This window comes from Kastovskya adunca (assembly GCF_059505785.1).
The window spans coordinates 26,045-43,990 of the sequence record NZ_JCACLG010000026.1; the positions used below are offsets into that span (position 1 = coordinate 26,045).

At 47.8% G+C, this 17,946-nt stretch carries 15 protein-coding genes, 1 tRNA gene and 1 pseudogene; 12 read left to right on the forward strand and 5 right to left on the reverse strand.

Going from position 1 to position 17,946, the window contains the following annotated elements:
• Positions 1-50 precede the first annotated feature (50 nt).
• Positions 51-1,676 (reverse strand): citramalate synthase, encoded by a 1,626-nt coding sequence (gene cimA, locus AC5JR3_RS09250; protein ID WP_495845197.1) that lies wholly within the window; start codon positions 1,674-1,676, stop codon positions 51-53.
• 234 nt (positions 1,677-1,910) lie between these two features.
• Here cimA and AC5JR3_RS09255 point away from each other — a divergent pair, with 234 nt between their 5' ends.
• Both AC5JR3_RS09255 and AC5JR3_RS09260 read left to right on the forward strand, forming a co-directional pair.
• A complete protein-coding gene (locus tag AC5JR3_RS09255) occupies positions 1,911-2,447 on the forward strand; it encodes a hypothetical protein (RefSeq protein WP_495845199.1) in 537 nt (178 codons plus the stop codon).
• Positions 2,448-2,542: 95 nt separating this feature from the next.
• Positions 2,543-3,313 carry an ABC transporter ATP-binding protein gene (locus tag AC5JR3_RS09260; protein WP_495845201.1) on the forward strand — a complete coding sequence of 257 codons (771 nt, stop codon included), beginning with the start codon at positions 2,543-2,545 and terminating at the stop codon, positions 3,311-3,313.
• 215 nt (positions 3,314-3,528) lie between these two features.
• Here the strand turns inward: AC5JR3_RS09260 and AC5JR3_RS09265 are convergent, their stop codons facing one another.
• On the reverse strand, positions 3,529-4,305 hold the full coding sequence (locus AC5JR3_RS09265) for a response regulator transcription factor (RefSeq protein WP_495845203.1): 777 nt from the start codon (positions 4,303-4,305) through the stop codon (positions 3,529-3,531).
• 543 nt (positions 4,306-4,848) lie between these two features.
• Between AC5JR3_RS09265 and AC5JR3_RS09270 the strand changes: the two genes are divergently transcribed.
• The 4 genes and pseudogenes from AC5JR3_RS09270 (at position 4,849) to AC5JR3_RS09285 (ending at position 7,046) form a co-directional block, all read left to right on the forward strand.
• A complete protein-coding gene (locus AC5JR3_RS09270; protein ID WP_495845205.1) occupies positions 4,849-5,097 on the forward strand; it encodes a DUF6761 family protein in 249 nt (82 codons plus the stop codon).
• A gap of 269 nt (positions 5,098-5,366) precedes the next feature.
• Positions 5,367-5,554: pseudogene (locus tag AC5JR3_RS09275) on the forward strand (ABC transporter permease); the annotation flags it as partial.
• A gap of 445 nt (positions 5,555-5,999) precedes the next feature.
• On the forward strand, positions 6,000-6,398 hold the full coding sequence (locus tag AC5JR3_RS09280; RefSeq protein ID WP_495845206.1) for a DUF1830 domain-containing protein: 399 nt from the start codon (positions 6,000-6,002) through the stop codon (positions 6,396-6,398).
• 210 nt (positions 6,399-6,608) lie between these two features.
• Positions 6,609-7,046 carry a DUF4079 domain-containing protein gene (locus tag AC5JR3_RS09285; RefSeq protein WP_495845208.1) on the forward strand — a complete coding sequence of 146 codons (438 nt, stop codon included), beginning with the start codon at positions 6,609-6,611 and terminating at the stop codon, positions 7,044-7,046.
• 104 nt (positions 7,047-7,150) lie between these two features.
• On the opposite strand, the gene AC5JR3_RS09290 is transcribed toward AC5JR3_RS09285, so the two are convergent.
• From AC5JR3_RS09290 to AC5JR3_RS09300, 3 genes are all read right to left on the reverse strand, one after another.
• Positions 7,151-7,771 carry an HPF/RaiA family ribosome-associated protein gene (locus AC5JR3_RS09290; protein ID WP_495845210.1) on the reverse strand — a complete coding sequence of 207 codons (621 nt, stop codon included), beginning with the start codon at positions 7,769-7,771 and terminating at the stop codon, positions 7,151-7,153.
• Positions 7,772-7,986: 215 nt separating this feature from the next.
• A complete protein-coding gene (locus AC5JR3_RS09295) occupies positions 7,987-9,006 on the reverse strand; it encodes a mechanosensitive ion channel family protein (RefSeq protein ID WP_495845212.1) in 1,020 nt (339 codons plus the stop codon).
• Positions 9,007-9,128: 122 nt separating this feature from the next.
• Complete coding sequence (locus AC5JR3_RS09300) at positions 9,129-9,647, reverse strand: hypothetical protein (RefSeq protein WP_495845214.1); 519 nt, start codon at positions 9,645-9,647, stop codon at positions 9,129-9,131.
• A gap of 277 nt (positions 9,648-9,924) precedes the next feature.
• On the opposite strand from AC5JR3_RS09300, the gene AC5JR3_RS09305 reads away from it, so the two are divergent.
• The 6 genes from AC5JR3_RS09305 to AC5JR3_RS09330 all read left to right on the forward strand — a co-directional run bounded on the left by AC5JR3_RS09305 (position 9,925) and on the right by AC5JR3_RS09330 (position 17,935).
• Positions 9,925-11,175, forward strand: a complete 1,251-nt coding sequence (locus AC5JR3_RS09305; RefSeq protein WP_495845216.1) for a tetratricopeptide repeat protein — start codon at positions 9,925-9,927, stop codon at positions 11,173-11,175.
• Positions 11,176-11,226: 51 nt separating this feature from the next.
• Positions 11,227-12,144 (forward strand): histone deacetylase family protein, encoded by a 918-nt coding sequence (locus AC5JR3_RS09310; RefSeq protein ID WP_495845218.1) that lies wholly within the window; start codon positions 11,227-11,229, stop codon positions 12,142-12,144.
• Positions 12,145-12,278: 134 nt separating this feature from the next.
• Complete coding sequence (gene gshA, locus AC5JR3_RS09315; protein WP_495845220.1) at positions 12,279-13,430, forward strand: glutamate--cysteine ligase; 1,152 nt, start codon at positions 12,279-12,281, stop codon at positions 13,428-13,430.
• A 202-nt stretch (positions 13,431-13,632) separates the two neighbouring features.
• Entirely contained in the window at positions 13,633-14,094 is a 462-nt protein-coding gene (locus AC5JR3_RS09320) for a tRNA (cytidine(34)-2'-O)-methyltransferase (RefSeq protein ID WP_495845222.1), read from the forward strand.
• A gap of 911 nt (positions 14,095-15,005) precedes the next feature.
• Complete coding sequence (locus AC5JR3_RS09325; RefSeq protein ID WP_495845224.1) at positions 15,006-17,744, forward strand: peptidoglycan DD-metalloendopeptidase family protein; 2,739 nt, start codon at positions 15,006-15,008, stop codon at positions 17,742-17,744.
• Between the two features lie 118 nt (positions 17,745-17,862).
• Positions 17,863-17,935: transfer RNA gene (locus AC5JR3_RS09330), tRNA-Met, on the forward strand.
• Positions 17,936-17,946: the final 11 nt, after the last annotated feature.

Consider the following 17,946-nt stretch of genomic DNA (forward strand, 5'->3'; position numbering starts at 1 on the left):
GGGCTAGGGTTTCGCTTTATAGATTGAGTTTATCTTGAGGAATTTAGAGATCAGCTTGAAGAGGTGACTGTAGGCTTCAGGGAAGACTGCAACAGCAAACCATACTCAATACCTTCTACCACAGCTTGATAGGATGCCTCAATGATGTTGGAGGAAACGCCTAGGGTTGTCCAGCGTTGCTGTCCGTCGCTGGATTCTATGAGCACGCGAGTTTTGGCTGAGGTTCCAGACGTACTATCAAGAATTCTCACTTTATAATCGGTGAGTTGAAATTGCGCGATCGCGGGATAAAATTTCAGTAACGCTTTCCGTAAAGCCGCATCTAGAGCAGAAACCGGGCCATTCCCTTCTGCCGCTTCCAAAATGTCTTCACCATTCACTGCCACTTTGATTGTGGCAAGAGAATCAACCCCAGTCCCCTGTACAGTGTCACAGTGGACATGAAAGCCTTTTAATTCAAACAACTGCTGCCGCTGTTTTAGGGCATCCCGCATCAGTAAATCGAAACTCGCCTCTGCTGCTTCAAACTGATAACCGGCGTTTTCCAAATCTTTCAAACGCCCCAGAATCTCTCTACAGGTAGGGTCTTGCTTGTTCAGTTCGTGACCGAAGCTGCGGGCTTTTGCCAAAACATTGCTCAACCCCGACTGGTCAGAAATCACAATTCGCCGCTGATTGCCAATTTTTTCCGGCTGAATGTGCTCGTAAGTTAAAGGGTTCCGTTCCACCGCTGAGACGTGAATACCACCTTTGTGAGCAAAGGCAGAGCGACCGACAAAGGCAGCATGGTCATCTGGGGCGAGATTGACTACTTCACTAATCAAGCGGCTGGCGGCGGTTAGTTTGGCTAGCTGCTGATCTTCTAGACAGCGATAGCCGAGTTTCAGCTGCAAGTTGGGAATTAAGGAGCAAAGGTTAGCATTGCCGCAGCGTTCGCCGTAGCCATTGATTGTACCCTGCACCATGCGGACGCCCTCGATTACCCCTGCCAAAGCGTTGGCGACGGCGGTGTCGGAGTCATTGTGGGTGTGAATTCCTAATAAAGGACGAGAATCGGCTCCCACTCCAGTGGCTGCAACCACCTCGCGGACAATTTGACCCACTTCGTGAGGGAGAGTACCGCCGTTGGTATCGCAGAGGACAATCCACTCGGCACCCGCCTCAATTGCCACGTTGAGGGTTTGCAGGGCATAATCGGCGTTTTGCTTATAGCCGTCAAACCAGTGCTCGGCATCATAAATTACCCGCCGTCCCTGACTGCGGAGGAACTCGATCGTATCCCGAATCATTGCCAGGTTTTCCTCCAGACTAGTATTTAGTCCTTCGGTGACATGCAGCTCCCAAGATTTTCCGAAAATTGTTACCCAATGGGTACCTGCTGCCAAAATCGCTTGCAGCATCGGGTCATCGGCGGCATCTTTGTTGGGGCGACGGGTGGAGCAAAAGGCAACAACTTCCGCGTTGGTGAGGGGCTGTTCTTTAAGCTGCCAGAAAAATTGCACATCCTTGGGATTCGCCCCTGGCCATCCGCCCTCAATGAAGGGAACGCCAAGTTGGTCGAGCTGTCTTGCTATTCGCAACTTGTCTTCCAAGGACAGTGACAATCCTTCACGCTGGGAACCATCTCGCAGCGTTGTGTCGTAAATCCAGATTTGTGGAGGGTGATCAAAGGTCATGGGCAAGGAATGTGCTCAAAGGCAATGCTTTAAGAAACTTAAACTAGACTAAAGTAACTTTGCTGTTGACTCAAGCGATCGCTTTCTTTCCATTCTCCCACAGCTAATTGCCCATGAGCCTGCTTAACGCGATCGCCTCCAATCCCTTTTTAAGCTAGACAAACCCATAAAATCCTCTATTCCGTGTCATCAACTCTTAAAAATCAGTCGGAATCTTCGCCGCCCCACCCTGCTATGTTTCGGATCTCTCCCTTAATTCGTCTAACACTGTTGAGCTTATACAGTGCCTTGACTATGCCTCTACCCTTTTTGGCGCAGGCATCAGAGGCTCCTGTTCCTCCCCTGTTGTTGTGGGTAGGAATTATATTAGGAGCGATCGCGCTTTACGGAGCCTTGAGTGAGAAAGTCATTGTGGACGAGGAGCAAATTCAGGTCGCTTATCCCCGTTGGGTGCCGCCTTTCTTCCGCAAAGGCTGGTCATTACCTTGGACGGATGTGAAAGATTTGAAAATGCGAACGACGGGTCAAGGTGGGTTAGTTTACTACTTCATTAGCCAGTCTTCAGAAAAAGCTTACCTACTCCCCATGCGGGTAGTCGGATTTGCTCGCTTAGTCAAACTAGTGGAAAAGTATACGGGAATCGATACAACCGATGTTCGTCCACTCTCACAGCCCTGGATGTATTTAATTCTGTTGGGATTTACACTATTACTGCTGCTGGTTGACGGCTGGACAATTTGGACAGCGACGACTCAGGGACTTCTTCCCTAATCGGGTTAAGTCGATGAGGAAGTTAAAATCTCCTCTCCTTTGCGTCCTCACTTGCGGTTCGTTAAACACCTCCCCAAGCGTAGCCCCAAAAAAGCGTGACATCTACAAACCAAAAGCCTCAACTGCGACTAGAGCAAGTGAGCCTTGTAAAATCTCTAGGGGGCGCACTCCAGGCGACACCCATACTGACGGATATTTCCTTTGAAGTTTTTCAGGGCGAGGCGATCGCGATTATTGGCCCTTCGGGTGCGGGGAAAACCTCGCTTTTGCGACTGCTAAATCGCTTGAGCGAACCGACAGGTGGCATGATTTACCTGGACAATCATCACTACTCCAACATTCCTGCCATACAATTGCGACGACAGGTAATGTTAGTACCCCAAGAACCCAAGTTATTAGGGATGACGGTACGGCAAACCTTAGCCTATCCCTTGCAACTCCGGGGCGACAGTAAATCAGACATTCAGCAGCGTCTCCAATACGGGATGGAACAACTGCACATCCCCGAAGACTGGCTAGAACGTACTGAACTGCAACTTTCCGTCGGACAACGGCAACTTGTGGCGATCGCTCGCGCCTTCGTCACTCAACCGCCAGTCCTCTTACTAGACGAGCCTACCTCCGCCCTTGATGCTGGACGCGCTAACTACATCCTCAGCGTGTTGAGGGATCTGACACAAGCCGGAAACACTACAGTCCTCATGGTCAATCATCAGCTAGATATGGCAAAACTCTTTGCCAAGCGAGTCTTATACCTTCAAGACGGAAGGTTGATGCAGGATACGCTGACGACTGATATCAACTGGGAAAAATTACGCGATCGCCTACTACAAGCCGAAACCCAAGCGGCTGAAGAATGGAGATAAGGCTAATCACACATCCTCTTCTCTAGAAGTGAGGGGAGCAGGGGAGCAGGGGAGCAGGGGTGCAGGGGAGAAACGATAATCCCTAATCTCTAACCTCTAACCTCTAACCCTTCATCCTTCACCCTTCATCCTTCATACTTCATACTTCACCCTTCATACTTTCTTCCCGCTCAGCACTCAGCACTCAGCACTCAAACCTCTGTTCCCCCATCCTGCTATCGAAAATGATTACCAACAACAGAGTGAGCCTCTTTACTTTCCAAAATTCGATGACCATTGGATGATTCGGTCGAAGAGGTGCTGCTGTCTTGTGCTCTGGAGTGGAACCGATAGCCGACATTGCGAACCGTTTGAATTAGCTTGGGTTGTTGAGGGTCAACTTCGATTTTTTTACGTAAAGATAAAATATGAGTGTCAATCGTACGGGGGTTATCAATGGCATCGGGCCAAGCACGGCGTAAGAGTTCAGAACGGCTTAATGGTATACCGTCAGTCTGTGCTAGCACGTAGAGTAAGCTAAATTCTTGGGGAGTCAGATCAATGAACTCATCTTTTAAACGAACCCGGCGCTGTGCTAGGTCAATTTTCAAGTCCCCATAGTCTAGAGAGACGGGTGCTGAAGCCATACGGTTGCGGCGAATCAGTGCTTCCACCCGTGCCATCAGTTCCTGCATTCCAAAAGGTTTGGTGAGGTAATCATCTGCACCCGCCTTTAAACCTGTAACGATATCACTTTCGGTGTTACGGGCAGATAGCATGAGAATCAGAGACTGTCGCTGTTGTTGAAGCCAGCGGCAAAACTCGATACCATCGCCATCAGGTAAATCAGAATCAAGAATAACGAGGGTGGGTTGGCAACTGTAGAACGTTTTTCTCGCTTGATGAAGGCTGGCAGATTGATAGATCCAATATCCTGCTTGCTGCAAATGCCAACCGAGTAGCGATCGCAGGTGAGGATTGCCTTCGACAATTTGAATGCCAGCTGATTCCACGCTACTTCTACTTCCCTTTGAGCCAGTGCGTTCCAGGTTATCAAAGGTAATGTCAAGATTTTGTAACAACGGTTACTAGGGCTGGGAATTGGGGTGTGGGGGATAGGGTGCTAGGGTGAAGCAGGGGAGTAGGGGTGCACCAGGAGAGAACTAATCACAATTAGCCATGAACCATCAACCCTCACCGACTTAATAACAACTGACAATAAATCAACCAATCCCGAATAGTACCAGTCCCCTATGTAAAATAGATTTTTAGGTGGCGAACAATTTTGAAGGGGTCAAAGTCAGGAGGTTTTAATATTAAATGGGAGACTTAAGCCTCTAAAATTAGTAAATTACAACAGTTCGACCCAGAGAGACTGAAAAAAATACCACCAAGCACTCAGGGGTGTTCAATCTCTAGATAGGCGTTTACGTAAATTCCGCTATGGCATCATTTAATTAAATAATAATTTTGCCTGGACGCGGTTAATTCACGCGAACCTCACTGCAACTGTTGCAGTTAAATTTAACAAAACATTAGACTACTGTAATAAAATCATGCTGCAAGACCCGTCTGCTATTCGTTACTATCAAAAACTTACCGACTCCCTTGTTGACTTGTGGCGGCGAGGTTATCGCTTTGAGGAGTTGCGCCTGTTTTTAGACGGATATCTTTCCTGTTTACGACATGCCAGTGTCCTTGAACCTTACCTGATCCACCGCCTTGAGGAAGAGGTTTCTCGCTATATACGAGATCCGTCTAACTTTGAGTTAGTCATGCCAGAGCCAGAGAGAGACTACCGCTAGTTGTTAAAAGTTAAAAGCACGGCGATGGAAATGGGCAGTAAGTCTATGCCCATTTGATCCTTTTTTTTGTTGCCAGATCTGTCTACCAATGTTGTATAAGATAGGCAGTTTGAGGTGAGAAATTAATAATTTTTAACTATTAGTATCTAGCCAGGCTAAACTTCTTTTTCCTGATACTCCTGTTTAATCTGACTAATACTGAAAATCGAGTCTGAGCTAGGTTTCGGGTAGATCATCTAGCTTATACTCAGCAATCTTGACGCAAATTAATATCTCTCGAATCAAGGGAATATAGAATCGCGGCTACAGGATTGGTATCGCCGTTGATTTACCTTCTGGCGTTTGGGTTAGGGCTAGGAAATGCGTTAGATAGGACGCTCCAACCGCTGCGGGGGATAACTACCTAGAATTTATTTTGCCGGGAATGGTAGCGTTATCGTCGATGACGATAAGCTTTATGTGGCGATCGCACTGGCTCTTGTCGGTGCTTATCAGTTTGCTCATCAGCAAGACTGACTTTTACATTATTTAGGGAGAGAGCTACTTCTACTCCTCATCCCCCATTAGCAGCGGGGTTAGAAAGATAGTGCAAAAATTGAGACAGTTCATCCATCTACGGATATATATTTTATAAAGTTTTACTAATCCTTCAATTGTGTAATCAAATACCTAATTGACTATTTCATTTTTTCTAGTAGCCATTAATTAAATCATCATCTAAAAATATAAATTTGGGCATTTTTTAGCGAAATTTACCAGAAATAAGCGGTTAAGCGCTGATTTGTCTCCAGCAATGGGTTGTAGAAAACTGAGTTGGTAGTCGGAGTTACAACTAATGGGGATCGCAGGTGTTAGCGTAAACAGTGTAATCTATCATTTCTGGCATCCATCTTCTGGCAGTTATGGCTCAAATTCTTGATCCTATTCCTAACGATAGAAACGGTGATCTTCTTTGCTGTTACATTAATGCAACCAGCAACATTCAAATTGCGCGTATCTGCAATATTCCTAACTGGTACTTTGAGCGCGTTGTATTTCCGGGACAACGCCTAGTCTTTGAAGCTTTACCAGGAGCACAGTTAGAAATTCATACAGGTATGATGGCAAGTTCTATTCTCTCAGATACCATTCCCTGCGAACGTTTGTGCACTCAACCAGAAACCACTGACTCTAATGGTTCAGCCGCAAAACCAGTAGCAGTAGAAACTGAGACTAAGCAAGTCTTAGAACTAGCCCCAAAGCCCATCGCTTCAGCTCCAGGTTTCTTAGAAGCTGTCAATTTATCAGTTAATTTTTGTTAATTAATATCAAAAAAGATCAGTCTTCAGGAGGATTGCTTAATAGGCAGCCCTCCATTTTTATGATCAAAATGGTCAGGGTAACATCAAGTTGTTGCTAATTCAAAACTAGGCTCTGACACTCAGCTACCAGCCTACGGCTGAGTGCAGAGTGCTAGAGTACAGCGATTTAAATAAACTTGATATTACTTCCATTCATCAGAAACCTTACCCGTGAATTTGCCTTCCTTTCTTTGGTTATGGAAAGCCGCAGCTTGGTCGATGGGCTTATCGCTGTTTGCTTATCTCCTTCTCGCTATGACTGGCATTTGGATGTTTTCCAAACGTCAAGCTGGGCGTCCCCGTCCTCGGTGGTTACGTCCGTTTCACTACATCACTGGCGGTATTATGGTCAGCTTGGTGCTACTTTTACTAGGGATTGGAATTGTCGGCACTTTAGGACATTTCGGGAGCTTAGGTCACTCATCCCACTTGCTCTACGGATTTATTGTCGTCGCCCTCACTTTAATCTCCTTCGCCAGTGCGACTCAAATTGGCTCTAGACACTCCTGGGCGCGCCCCGTTCACATCAGTACCAACATTGCTCTGTTTGTTGGATTTGCCCTGGTGTCACTAACGGGTTGGGATGTCGTGCAGAAATACTTACCCTAGTTAAATTAAGCCTAAAGCTGTTACGCCTTGGGCTATAGGGACAAAGCCCGCCTGCGCGGGCTAATACCTACTTAGTAACTAAGCTAGTTGAGGAAAGCCAAAGCCTATTCCCAGCCCATAGGCGGTTTCACTGGCGCTTCATCAGTTGATGGGGGAATATGGGCACCTGCTTTGTCAACGATGTGTACGGTAGTGGCTTGCAAGCCTTGTTCGCCCTCGACAGCGACAAAGTGTACACCTGTACCCACGTCTATCCGGTCAAAATCATGGTTGACGACGCTATTTTCGTGGAAGTAAACATCTTCCCCAGTCAGACTTTTGATAAAGCCGTATCCCTGTTCAGGAAAAAGTTTGGTGACAATCGCTGTCATTTCCTGCTCTGGGTGAGTCTTCACTGCGTCATTTTGTCGGTCTGAAAGCTCGACAAGCTGACGGCGCGCCGCGTCAAAAGCATGACGAATCACGGTTTCCAGGGGGACGTACTGAGTGCCTTGGCCGGGATTTTCGACGGCGGCTAATTCGTGGCTGGGTGGAACGGTCAAGTCGATGGAAACTCGATAAGGAGAACCACTTTTCGGGCGCTCGTTTGCCTTTTCTACGACTACACGACAGCTACTGATGTGGTCGCACACTTGCTCAAGCTTGCCAACTTTTTCACGTACTAATGTTTCAAGGTCGTTAGTTTTTTCGACATTCCGATAAGAAACTTCTAAAGGTACTTTCATGACGATTTGTTAATTTAATTTTGCGAAAAATTCAATCCTCAGGGTTTCGTGAGAGAGATTTCACTTCAGATAACCCCACGGGAGGAGATAGTCTTCTCATGGTAGCGGGGCGATCGCTATCTTGAATTCCTTCGATTTACAGAGATTGCCTCAAATTTTGGTGACTTACCCTCAGTCTTAGTGGTAAGCACTAACCTCTCAAGAGACAGATGATTTTAGTCTTGCTGCTGTTTTAGGTACACATTCCGAATCGGGAAGGGAATCTCTATCCCTTCTTGCCGATAGCGCTGATGCAGCATTTTAATAAACTCGTGCCTCACCTTTCGCTGCTCTAAGAATTCGCTAGCACATAGAAAAACAGTGAGATTAATACTAAAGTCTCCAAAGGATTGATAACAAATAAACGGTTCAAAGTTGGTTACGCCACTGCAAACTTTCTGCATTACTTCTTTGGCAACTTCTACTGTTACGGCTTCTACCTGCTCTAAGTCGCTGTTGTAGCTGACGCCCACAGGAATCTGTAATGTAATTTGTTTGGCGGGTAAGTGATAGTTTTTAAAGATTGCAGAAGCTAGTTTTGTATTGGGAACAATGATTAAGTTATTAACTAATTCTCTAATATTGGTATGACGCCAACCAATGTCAGTTACATATCCTTCTTCCCCAGTTTCTAGCTTTACATAATCTCCGGTTCGGACTTGCCGAGAAATAATTAGGTATAAGCCAGCAAACAAATTTGATAGAGTATCTTGAAATGCTAGAGCAACGGCTAAACCACCAATTCCCAAGGTAGCAAGAATAGGTGTGATATTAATGCCTACAGCTTGCAAGATTGCCAGAATCCCTAAGACAATAACAAGGATTCGAGCAAGGTTGGATAGTAAAGAGGCAGATAGTCCTTCGGTTCTCTGACCATACAAGGTCATAAAACCCGCTGCCAGTCGAGCTAAGACAAGGGTTGCTGAATAGAGAAAAGCTGCTGTCAATAGCTTTTGCAGAATCTCTGACAGGGTAGGATTAAGCTGTAAGCTCAAAACAGCTCCGTAAACTCCTGCTAAGAAAAACCAAAGAATTGGCATTTTGTGCAGGGAGGAAAAGACAATATCCTGCCCTGGAAACTGTCTTTTGATAGCAAGTTTTTTGAGACGGTTAAAGATGATTCGGTCGAAAATTAATCCAGATAGAAATCCTCCTAAAACGAAAATAACAGGAATAATCCACTGAAACCTTTCCATTTGTTAAATCTAATTAATAAGTAGGACTACATAAATAATTAAAGGTTTGTAGTGAGGGCTTTAGCCCTAAGCAAAAATTGCGGCTCAGATCCCCGACTTCTTCAAGAAGTCGGGGATCTAAATCAGTCCGGTAGCTGTTCTTTTAGTTGCCCTAACTCGATGGGGGTGAGGGTAATTTTTACTTCTAACTGTTGCGAGGCGTCGCGGAAGGTAAGGATGTGATTTTCTCCGGTAGAGGTTCCTTGAATTTGCGGATTTTTTAGTTCGATGGTTTCGTAGGGAACTTGTGGGAGTGCGACTTGGATGACGAGTTCTTTTTGGGATTGGGGGAAGATGTAGAGGAGTTGGCGATCGCTATCCAATACCATCTGATAGGGTGTGGTGCTACGCTCTCGTTCTTCTCCGGGTTTAGACCAGTAAAGGGTAATCCCGCGAATTTGGGGATTTTGGATTTTAAATGTCTCATCGAACCGCTGGGGTTCCCAGTTGAGTTCGCTTAGGTTACCACTCTGGGGAATCAGCCGCTGTCGCCAGGTAATTTCTGTGTTTTTCAGGTTTGCCCACCACTCCTGGATGACGGTGAAGTGGGTGGCGTTTTCGGCGTTTCTACTTCCCTGTTGCCAGATGAGTTTTTCTCGCATTTTGGGTAAGGATGTGGGTTACAGAAGGCTTTTTTCAGTCTAGGGCGTGTTTGTAAATTTTTCGATTGAGATGCCTCCTGAGGACGTGTTTTTTGGCTCCGGAGATCCCCCCCAGCCAGGATTAAAAAAGGGGGGAGCCGAAATAAATCTTAGTCCCCCTTTCTAAGGGGGATTTAGGGGGATCTTCCAAGATGCACGTTGTTTATGGCGAATTTGCCACGCCACTAGTTGCTTCTGGGAGGTTAAATTTTAGTTGTTTGTTAACGAAGGAGGAGGAATGAACCACAGAGGCGCAGAGGACGCGGAGGAAGAGGTGAGGGAGAGTAGTGCTGATTTAGCAGCACAGGAGGAAGAAAGGTGGTTTGAGCGAGGTATGCAGCAAATCAAGGAGGGGGATTTTCGCGGTGCTGTTGCCTCTTTTGACAAAGCCTTGGCAATCAATCCTGACGACGACGAAACCTGGTATAACCGGGGCGTAGCGCTATTTAAGTTAGGAAAATACGAAGAAGCGATCGCCTCTTATGACAAAGCCCTGGTAATCAATCCAAACTTCTACCAAGCTTGGACTATGCGGGGCGTAGCGCTAGCGATGTTAAGAAAATACAAAAGAGCGCTTGCCTCTTATGACAAAGCCTTGGCAATAAATTCTAACAACTATATAACCTGGACTATGCGGGGTAATGCGCTAGAGGAGTTAGAAAAATATGAGGAAATGCTTGCCTCTTGTGACAAAGCCTTGGCAATCAATCCTGATTATTACAAAGCTTGGTATAACCGAGGCGTAGCGCTAAGTAACCTGGGAAAAGACGAAGAAGCGATCGCCTCTTATGACAAAGCCTTGGCAATCAATCCTGACTACTACCTAGCCTGGGGTAACCGGGGCTTAGCGCTAGGTGAGTTAGGAGAATACGAAGAAGCGATCACCTCCTTTGACAAAGCCTTGGCAATCAATCCTGACGACTACGAAGCTTGGTATAACCGGAGCATAGCACTCAGTGATTTAGGGAAATATGAAGAAGCGATCGCCTCTTATGACAAAGCCTTGACATTCAATCCTGAATACTACGAAGCCTGGAATAGCCGGGGCGTAGCACTCAGTGATTTAGGAGAATACGAAGAAGCGATCGCCTCCTTTGACAAAGCCTTGACAATCAATCCTGAATACTACGAAGCCTGGTATAACCGGAGCATAGCACTCAGTGATTTAGGGAAATATGAAGAAGCGATCGCCTCTTATGACAAAGCTCTGGCAATCAATCCTGAATACTACGAAGCCTGGTATAACCGGGGCAATGGGCTATTTAATTTAGGAAAATACGAAGAAGCGATCGCCTCTTATGACAAAGCTTTGGCAATCAATCCTAACGACTACGAAGCCTGGTATAACCGGGGCGTAGCACTCAGTGATTTAGGGAAATATGAAGAAGCGATCGCCTCCTATGACAAAGCCTTGGCAATCAATCCTGAATACTACCCAGCCTCGTATAACCGGAGCGTGGCACTAGCTAACTTAAAAGAACAGGAATAAGCGCTCGCCTCTTTCACCGCTAATCCCGTTGGGCAGTTCACAATTTGAAATATGAACTTGCCAATTGTTTACCACCCCGACTACGTTGCCCCAATACCCGAAGGACATCGCTTCCCGATGCCCAAGTTTCGGCAACTGTACCAATTCCTTTTAGCTGATGGCGTCGCCACACCTGAGCAATTTCACACACCAAACTCCCCTCCCAAAGCATGGATTGAATTAGTCCACACCCCGGAATACGTCCAAGCCTACTACGAAGGCACCCTCGACCCCAAAGCCCAACGCCGCATCGGACTTCCCTGGAGTCCCGCCCTCGTCACTCGGACTTGTACGGCGGTTGGTGGCACAATTCTCACAGCGCAGTTGGCATTACAACACGGACTCGCTTGCAATACCGCCGGGGGAACCCATCATGCGTTTCCCAGTTATGGTTCGGGGTTTTGCATCTTCAACGATCTGGCAATTTCTGCCCGTGTCTTGCAGCAACTAGGACTTGCCCAAAAAATTTTGATTGTGGACTTGGATGTTCACCAAGGGGACGGTACGGCGTTTATCTTCCAAAATGACGCCAGTGTCTTTACCTTCTCGATGCACTGTGAGGTGAACTTTCCAGGGACAAAACAAAAAAGTGATTTAGATGTGCCGCTTCCGGCGGGAATGGATGATGATGCCTACCTGCAAACCCTAGCGCAGTATTTACCCGACTTGCTTTGTGAGTTTCAGCCAGATTTGGTGCTGTACGATGCCGGGGTGGATACCCACGTTAGCGATCGCCTCGGTAAGTTAGCGTTAAGCGATCGCGGAATTTTTCGCCGGGAAATGCAGGTTTTGAGTAACTGCGTAGCGGCAGGTTATCCGGTGGCGTGCGTGATTGGCGGTGGCTACGGGAATGACCTCGACGCCCTGATTTATCGCCACTCTCTGTTACATCGTGCGGCAAATCAGGTCTATCGCCAACTCCGGCTTTAATGCCAAACTAGGGATAGAGGAGTTTTTCGTTGCCTTCGCTACACTTTATTTTTGAGGCAAGGGTGAGGAAGCCTAATTTTGGCGTTTTTGTCCTCCACCCCTACCTGCTATCCCTACCCAGTTAAGGAGAAATTGTGCTGCTATCCAAAGGGTTTGAAGTTGAGATGTACACGGGTACACCCCAAGGGGATGTTGTTGGTCTCTCTGACAAAATTGTGGCGGCACTAGATGGATTTGTGCGCGAACCAGACAGCCGCAATGTGGAGTATACAACTGCGCCTATCTATACCTATGATCGCCTGCTATGTGCCTTGGTACGCCCCCGCCAAGAGTTAAGAGCTTATTTAAAGACTTTAGGAAATTACACTCTGATTCCAGGCAGTACTTTATCCCTAGGCGGTAGCGATCGCTTCTGCCGTTCTGACCCCAACAACCCTTACCACGACTACATTCAGCAAACCTACGGCACGAAAGTCGTTACCGCTAGCATTCATATTAATGTCGGCATCGCCGATCCAGAACAGTTAATGCGGGCAATCCGTTTAGTACGGGTAGAAGCCCCCCTCTACCTTGCCCTCAGCGCCTCTTCTCCCTTCCTCGATGGAGAACTCACAGGCTACCACTCCACCCGTTGGGGACTTTTCCCGAAAACGCCAGCGAATGTGCCGTTGTTTGAAAGCCACGCCCACTTCATTGAGTGGACGGAAGCTCAACTCATAGCGGGGACGATGCAAAACGTGCGGCATTTATGGTCATCAGTCCGACCCAATGGCGATCGCCGTCCTTATAATCTCAACCGTCTGGAACTGAGAATTTGCGACCTCGTTGTCGATCCGATTGCCTTACTGGCGATCATGGCATTGCTGGAAGCGCGAGTGATGCAGATCATTGCCCAACCCCATCTCGATCCGTTAGAAAGCAGTAGCCTACCTGCTGCGACTCGCTCAGAAGAGTTAGTTGCCCTCACCGATGCCAACGAAGCAGCGGCGGCGAAACTCAGTCTAGATGCCGAACTGCAGCATTGGCAGGATGGTAGACCCATCTTGGCAAGAGATTGGATTGAGGAACTGTATCAAGAGGTTTGGGGCATTGCTAAACAACAAGGATTTAGTTGCTTCCTCTCCCCCCTGAAAAGAATTCTCCGAGAGGGAAATACTGCCCAGCAGTGGACGCGCCAATATGCCCAAAACCCCGACAGCCGTCAGGTGATTGCTCAGGCAATTCAAGCTCTAGCAGCCCAGGAGAAAGATTTAGAAGAGAAGTTGTGTCAAGCGATCGCTGCTTAATCGGTGCGATCGCCTGTTATCGAGCGCGACCGGGGAAAAATACCGCGCTCGGCTTAAAAGGGGGGTAAAGTTAGTTTACAAATTCTAATCATTTTTCTGGGACGTTTTGTGATTAGAAAAACGTATACATCATTACCCTCTGTGGATAGTTGCCAAACGGGTAAGGTAGCTTTCTTGAGCAGAGTCAATTATGAATTAGGTCATGCTGAGAGTTGTTCTGGTTTATCCTCAAATTCCCCCGAATACGGGGAATATTGCCCGTACGTGCGCCGCAACGCAGACAGAATTACACCTGATTAGACCCTTGGGTTTTGAAATTAGCGATCGCTATCTCAAGCGTGCGGGACTAGACTACTGGCCCTATGTCAACCTGCATTACCACGATTCCTGGGAAGAATTTCGTCTTGTCCAGCAACAACAGGGAGGGCGTTGCCTTGGCTTTAGCACTAGAGGGAAATATAGTTATACTTCGTTTCAGTTTCAGACTGGGGATTGGTTATTGTTTGGTAGCGAAACGGCAGGACTGCCCGTAGGCGTTCTTGAGAGCTGTGATGCAACTCTCTATATTCCCATAGCTCAGCCAGGAGTTCGCAGTTTAAATCTTTCTGTCAGTGCGGCTGTGGGGTTATTCGAAGCCCAGCGTCAACTTGGTTATTTGCAATGATTTCTTTATTGCACGTTAGCTTTAACGTTTTTACTGATCACTTTTAAGTGCTATTTAACATTTTGCATTACCAAGTAGTAATGCAATGGCAGTTAGCCTTGATCCGCTTTAACACTGTATTGCGATATAGGCAGTGACAGGGCATTGCCGGGGAAAATTTTGCGCTTAATTAAGCCGACTATAATCTCTTGGAGAGAACCTTTCCCTTAGAGGGTAGGCTATGCAGAATTACGGACTAAGTGTCAGTCGTCTATACTACGAATTTCTCCCGGTGGTGATAAGAAATTTCTATTAATAAGTCGAGTTATTTCGATAAATTGATTGATAGCTTTTTTTCATCCTCAATCCATACACTCGAAATTAGCAGATTGCCTGTACAGCAAGCATTTCCTAGCTTGATCCCCCTTGTGAAAACCGCTTAATTGTTGGTCATCTGCTAGGAGTAGCTCAGAAATTATACGGTTGTTGTTGTCCCCAAATTCAGCGTACAGTTCCGTCTGTAATCAATCGACTGCTATGATAGCCGAGCGCTAGATCTTGCTAGATCAACCCCTCAAAGGAAGTTCGATTTTTACCTCAAAGCGTCTTCCGGAGAACGGTCTGCTCGGTCAGTAATTCTAAAGCAGCAGATACTGGCAACAATCATCCATGGATTCATCGTCTGTTGAGCCTTTGCTCTGTTTAAAGGTACCTAACTGTTGCTTCTTGAAGGGTGGATCGAACGGTCGCCGTTATAGGCGGAATTCTTGACAAGAGATGTAAACTTGTCTAAACAATAAAGATCAAGGTAGTCTTGCCTAAGTATGATTACTTGTTGTGATTTCCATCACAACTTGAGGTGATTTACCTCATTGACTGCTAAAAGTCATTCCGGGACCGTTTAGCGCTTGTCACACACTAGGAGGTCGTTTTTGAAACGGATATTTACGCAGAAGGCCAAATATGTTCCTTCTTGTGCAGCTGACTCCTTTGAGGCTCTATCGCAATCCTCTGCCGGACAGCACCCAGTAGGAGCCGTAGTTCCTCCAGAGGTCAACCGCCGCGCTCGCACCTCTGCCGCCATGATTGGTTTGGCAATCTCAATGGGAGCTTCGGGGATACTGATACCTCAGGATGGTTCGGAGGCAATGGCAGCCGAACCCCTAGCCATCGAACCCGCCCTGTCAGCCCAGCCCGACACAGGAGCGGCTGATACCCCGATCCAGACAGCAGAGCCTACTAATGCTGCCTCAACGCTGCCCAGCAAGCAGGCAGAAGCCCCAGTATCTGCTCCCAGCCAATCGGTGCGGACGCACCAAGTGCAGAAAGGACAAACTCTTTGGGAAGTGGCTAAAACCTATGAGGTAGAGCCATCTGCGATTACCGCTTCCAACCGCGTTCCTTCAAGCCTTGCACTCCCTACAGGACAAAATTTAAAAATTCCTGCCGTGAACGGAGTTGTTCACGAAGTTAAGAAGGGCGAAACGGTAGCCAAAGTGTCTCAATCCTACGGTGTTGAGCCTACGCAGTTGCAAACGTCACTCCCCGTAACAACGGCGTCAACGCAACTGCCTGAGGGGCAAGCTGTAACGGTTCCGGGAAACGTTAACAATTTGCTCAAAGCCCGACAAGATGTCGCGCTCGATAGCCTAAAAGAAAAGCGGAACCGCTTAAACGATAGTCTGGCGGAGTTGAGGTCTGAGGAGTCCCCAATTACATCAGAGCAAGCAGCAGTCAACGTTGAGCAATTAACAACGGCTTCAACGCCAAAGACTGTTACATTGCCTCCCACTGCTGAACGAGCAGAAGTATCCCTTACTAAGCCACCAGAAGTAGCGAGCGTACCTAGCCCTGTGGCAATCCCGGTACCTACTCCTGATGTAGCAGTCTCTCCCGCAGAGAAAGCCTTGATCGAGGCAGATTCAGAGGCTCCGATCATTCTGCCGGTGCCACTTCCAAACGTCGCCATCTCGCCGAATTTGACCCTGCCGGATTCGGTGATGAGTATTCCTAGCCCCGTGGCACTACCAATGCCGTCTCCAGAAGTGGCAAAGTCCTCCCTACGGAAGCCTACCGATGCGGTGACGAGTATCCCCAGCCCAGTGGCACTGCCAGTACCATCTCCGGAAGTAGCAAAATCTCCGGTGCTACTGCCAATGCCGTCTCCGGATGTGGCGAATTCTCCGGCGGTAACAGCACCGAGAGTGCGGATTTCCGAGGCTCCTGTTGTGATTCCGGTGCCCACCCCAAGCGTGGCAGCATCGCCTGCGGAGCAAAAAACCAGAACGGCAACCGAGCTGACCATCGCACCGGAGACAACTGAGGAAACGGCAAAGACACCATCTACCCCTCGTCCTGTGGTGGTGGAAACCCTGGTAGCTGTCAATCCGGCAGATGTTTACCAAGTCAGACAGGGGGATACCTTGGATGCGATCGCTCGTCGTCATGGGATCTCTCGCTCAGAACTGATTCAGGCAAACGGACTCAACAACCCCAACCTGATTCGCGTCAATCAACAGATCAGAATTCCTAGCCAAGAGGCTAATGCCAACGCTCGAACTGTTACCTTGATTCCGAGTGTCAATCCGAAATCAGATAACTCTCGGTTCGGACAAGAGTCGCGTCCAGTTGTCACCCCAACTCCAGCGATTCCGACGCGCTCAGACCGGATGACCCCGATTGTGGCAAACACAAGTCTGGATCGTTTATCGTCAACAGCGATCGCTCAATCAGTGCCTAAAGAAAACTTGCAAGTTAACTCCCGCACCTCAGAGCGTCCCGATGTTGTAGTAGACACCTCTACCTCTAGCTCTAATAATCACATTGACAAACTTAGAGCTGATGTCCTCCGACTTCGGGAGTCCTACCGAAATCAAAATCCTGTGGAAGTGTCTACCTCTGGGCAAACTTCCAATAGTACTCCGATTAATATTCCTGTCCCAGTGGCTCCTAGCCTAAACCGCGCCGCTACTCCTTCTCCAGTAGCTCCTAGCCTAAACCGCGCCGCTACTCCTTCCCGGCAGATTAATCCTGAGTTTAATCCCAGTCGCCATGCGGCTACTTTACAGACAGAGCAAGAGCAGCAAAAGCCCGAACTTCAACAGCCAACGGCACAATTTCCCATTCAAATTGAAGTGCCGCCCCCACAGCAGGGTCTGATTGCCTCTGCTCCCTCTGGAGCCGATAGCTATAACCCAGCTCTTCAGACTCCAGTAGGGCAGACAGTATCTCCAGAACTGCCTCCACTGTCAGCTCCTGATATGTACCTGCCGGATAGCCCAGCGAAATTCAATGGCTATATCTGGCCATCAAAGGGAGTTTTGACCTCCGGCTATGGTCGCCGATGGGGACGGATGCACAAGGGAATTGACATTGCTGGTCCCGTGGGTACCCCCATTGTTGCGGCAGGCCCCGGTGTTGTTGTCACAGCCGGCTGGAATTCTGGCGGTTATGGCAACTTGGTGGAAATTAAACACCCAGATGGTAGCTTGACCCTCTACGCCCACAACAGCCGAGTTATGGTTCGTCGCGGGCAAGAAGTAGCACAGGGTCAGCAAGTTGCTGCGATGGGTAGCACTGGCTACAGCACTGGCCCTCACCTGCACTTTGAAGTTCACCCGACTGGACGCGGTGCGGTAAACCCAATGGCATTCTTGCCTAAAAATCGTTGATTCAAAGCATCTAATTTCAAGCTTGTTGGGGGAGCGATCGCTTCCCCTTTTTTTTGAGTAAAAACAGCTAGCCATTCCCAACGTTATTGTGCTAAATTGATAAAGCTGTTAAAAGCACGGCTCAGTAGCTCAGTGGTTAGAGCAGGGGACTCATAAGCCCAAGGTCGCAAGTTCAAATCTCGCCTGAGCCATTTTGTTATAA

Bases quoted from the DNA above. Each gene is read 5' to 3' on its own strand.
- cimA (WP_495845197.1), bottom strand. From the start codon at position 1,676: ATGACCTTTGATCACCCTCCACAAATCTGGATTTACGACACAACGCTG.
- AC5JR3_RS09255 (WP_495845199.1), top strand. From the start codon at position 1,911: ATGTTTCGGATCTCTCCCTTAATTCGTCTAACACTGTTGAGCTTATAC.
- AC5JR3_RS09270 (WP_495845205.1), top strand. From the start codon at position 4,849: ATGCTGCAAGACCCGTCTGCTATTCGTTACTATCAAAAACTTACCGAC.
- AC5JR3_RS09280 (WP_495845206.1), top strand. From the start codon at position 6,000: ATGGCTCAAATTCTTGATCCTATTCCTAACGATAGAAACGGTGATCTT.
- AC5JR3_RS09290 (WP_495845210.1), bottom strand. From the start codon at position 7,771: ATGAAAGTACCTTTAGAAGTTTCTTATCGGAATGTCGAAAAAACTAAC.
- AC5JR3_RS09295 (WP_495845212.1), bottom strand. From the start codon at position 9,006: ATGGAAAGGTTTCAGTGGATTATTCCTGTTATTTTCGTTTTAGGAGGA.
- AC5JR3_RS09300 (WP_495845214.1), bottom strand. From the start codon at position 9,647: ATGCGAGAAAAACTCATCTGGCAACAGGGAAGTAGAAACGCCGAAAAC.
- AC5JR3_RS09305 (WP_495845216.1), top strand. From the start codon at position 9,925: ATGAACCACAGAGGCGCAGAGGACGCGGAGGAAGAGGTGAGGGAGAGT.
- AC5JR3_RS09310 (WP_495845218.1), top strand. From the start codon at position 11,227: ATGAACTTGCCAATTGTTTACCACCCCGACTACGTTGCCCCAATACCC.
- AC5JR3_RS09320 (WP_495845222.1), top strand. From the start codon at position 13,633: ATGCTGAGAGTTGTTCTGGTTTATCCTCAAATTCCCCCGAATACGGGG.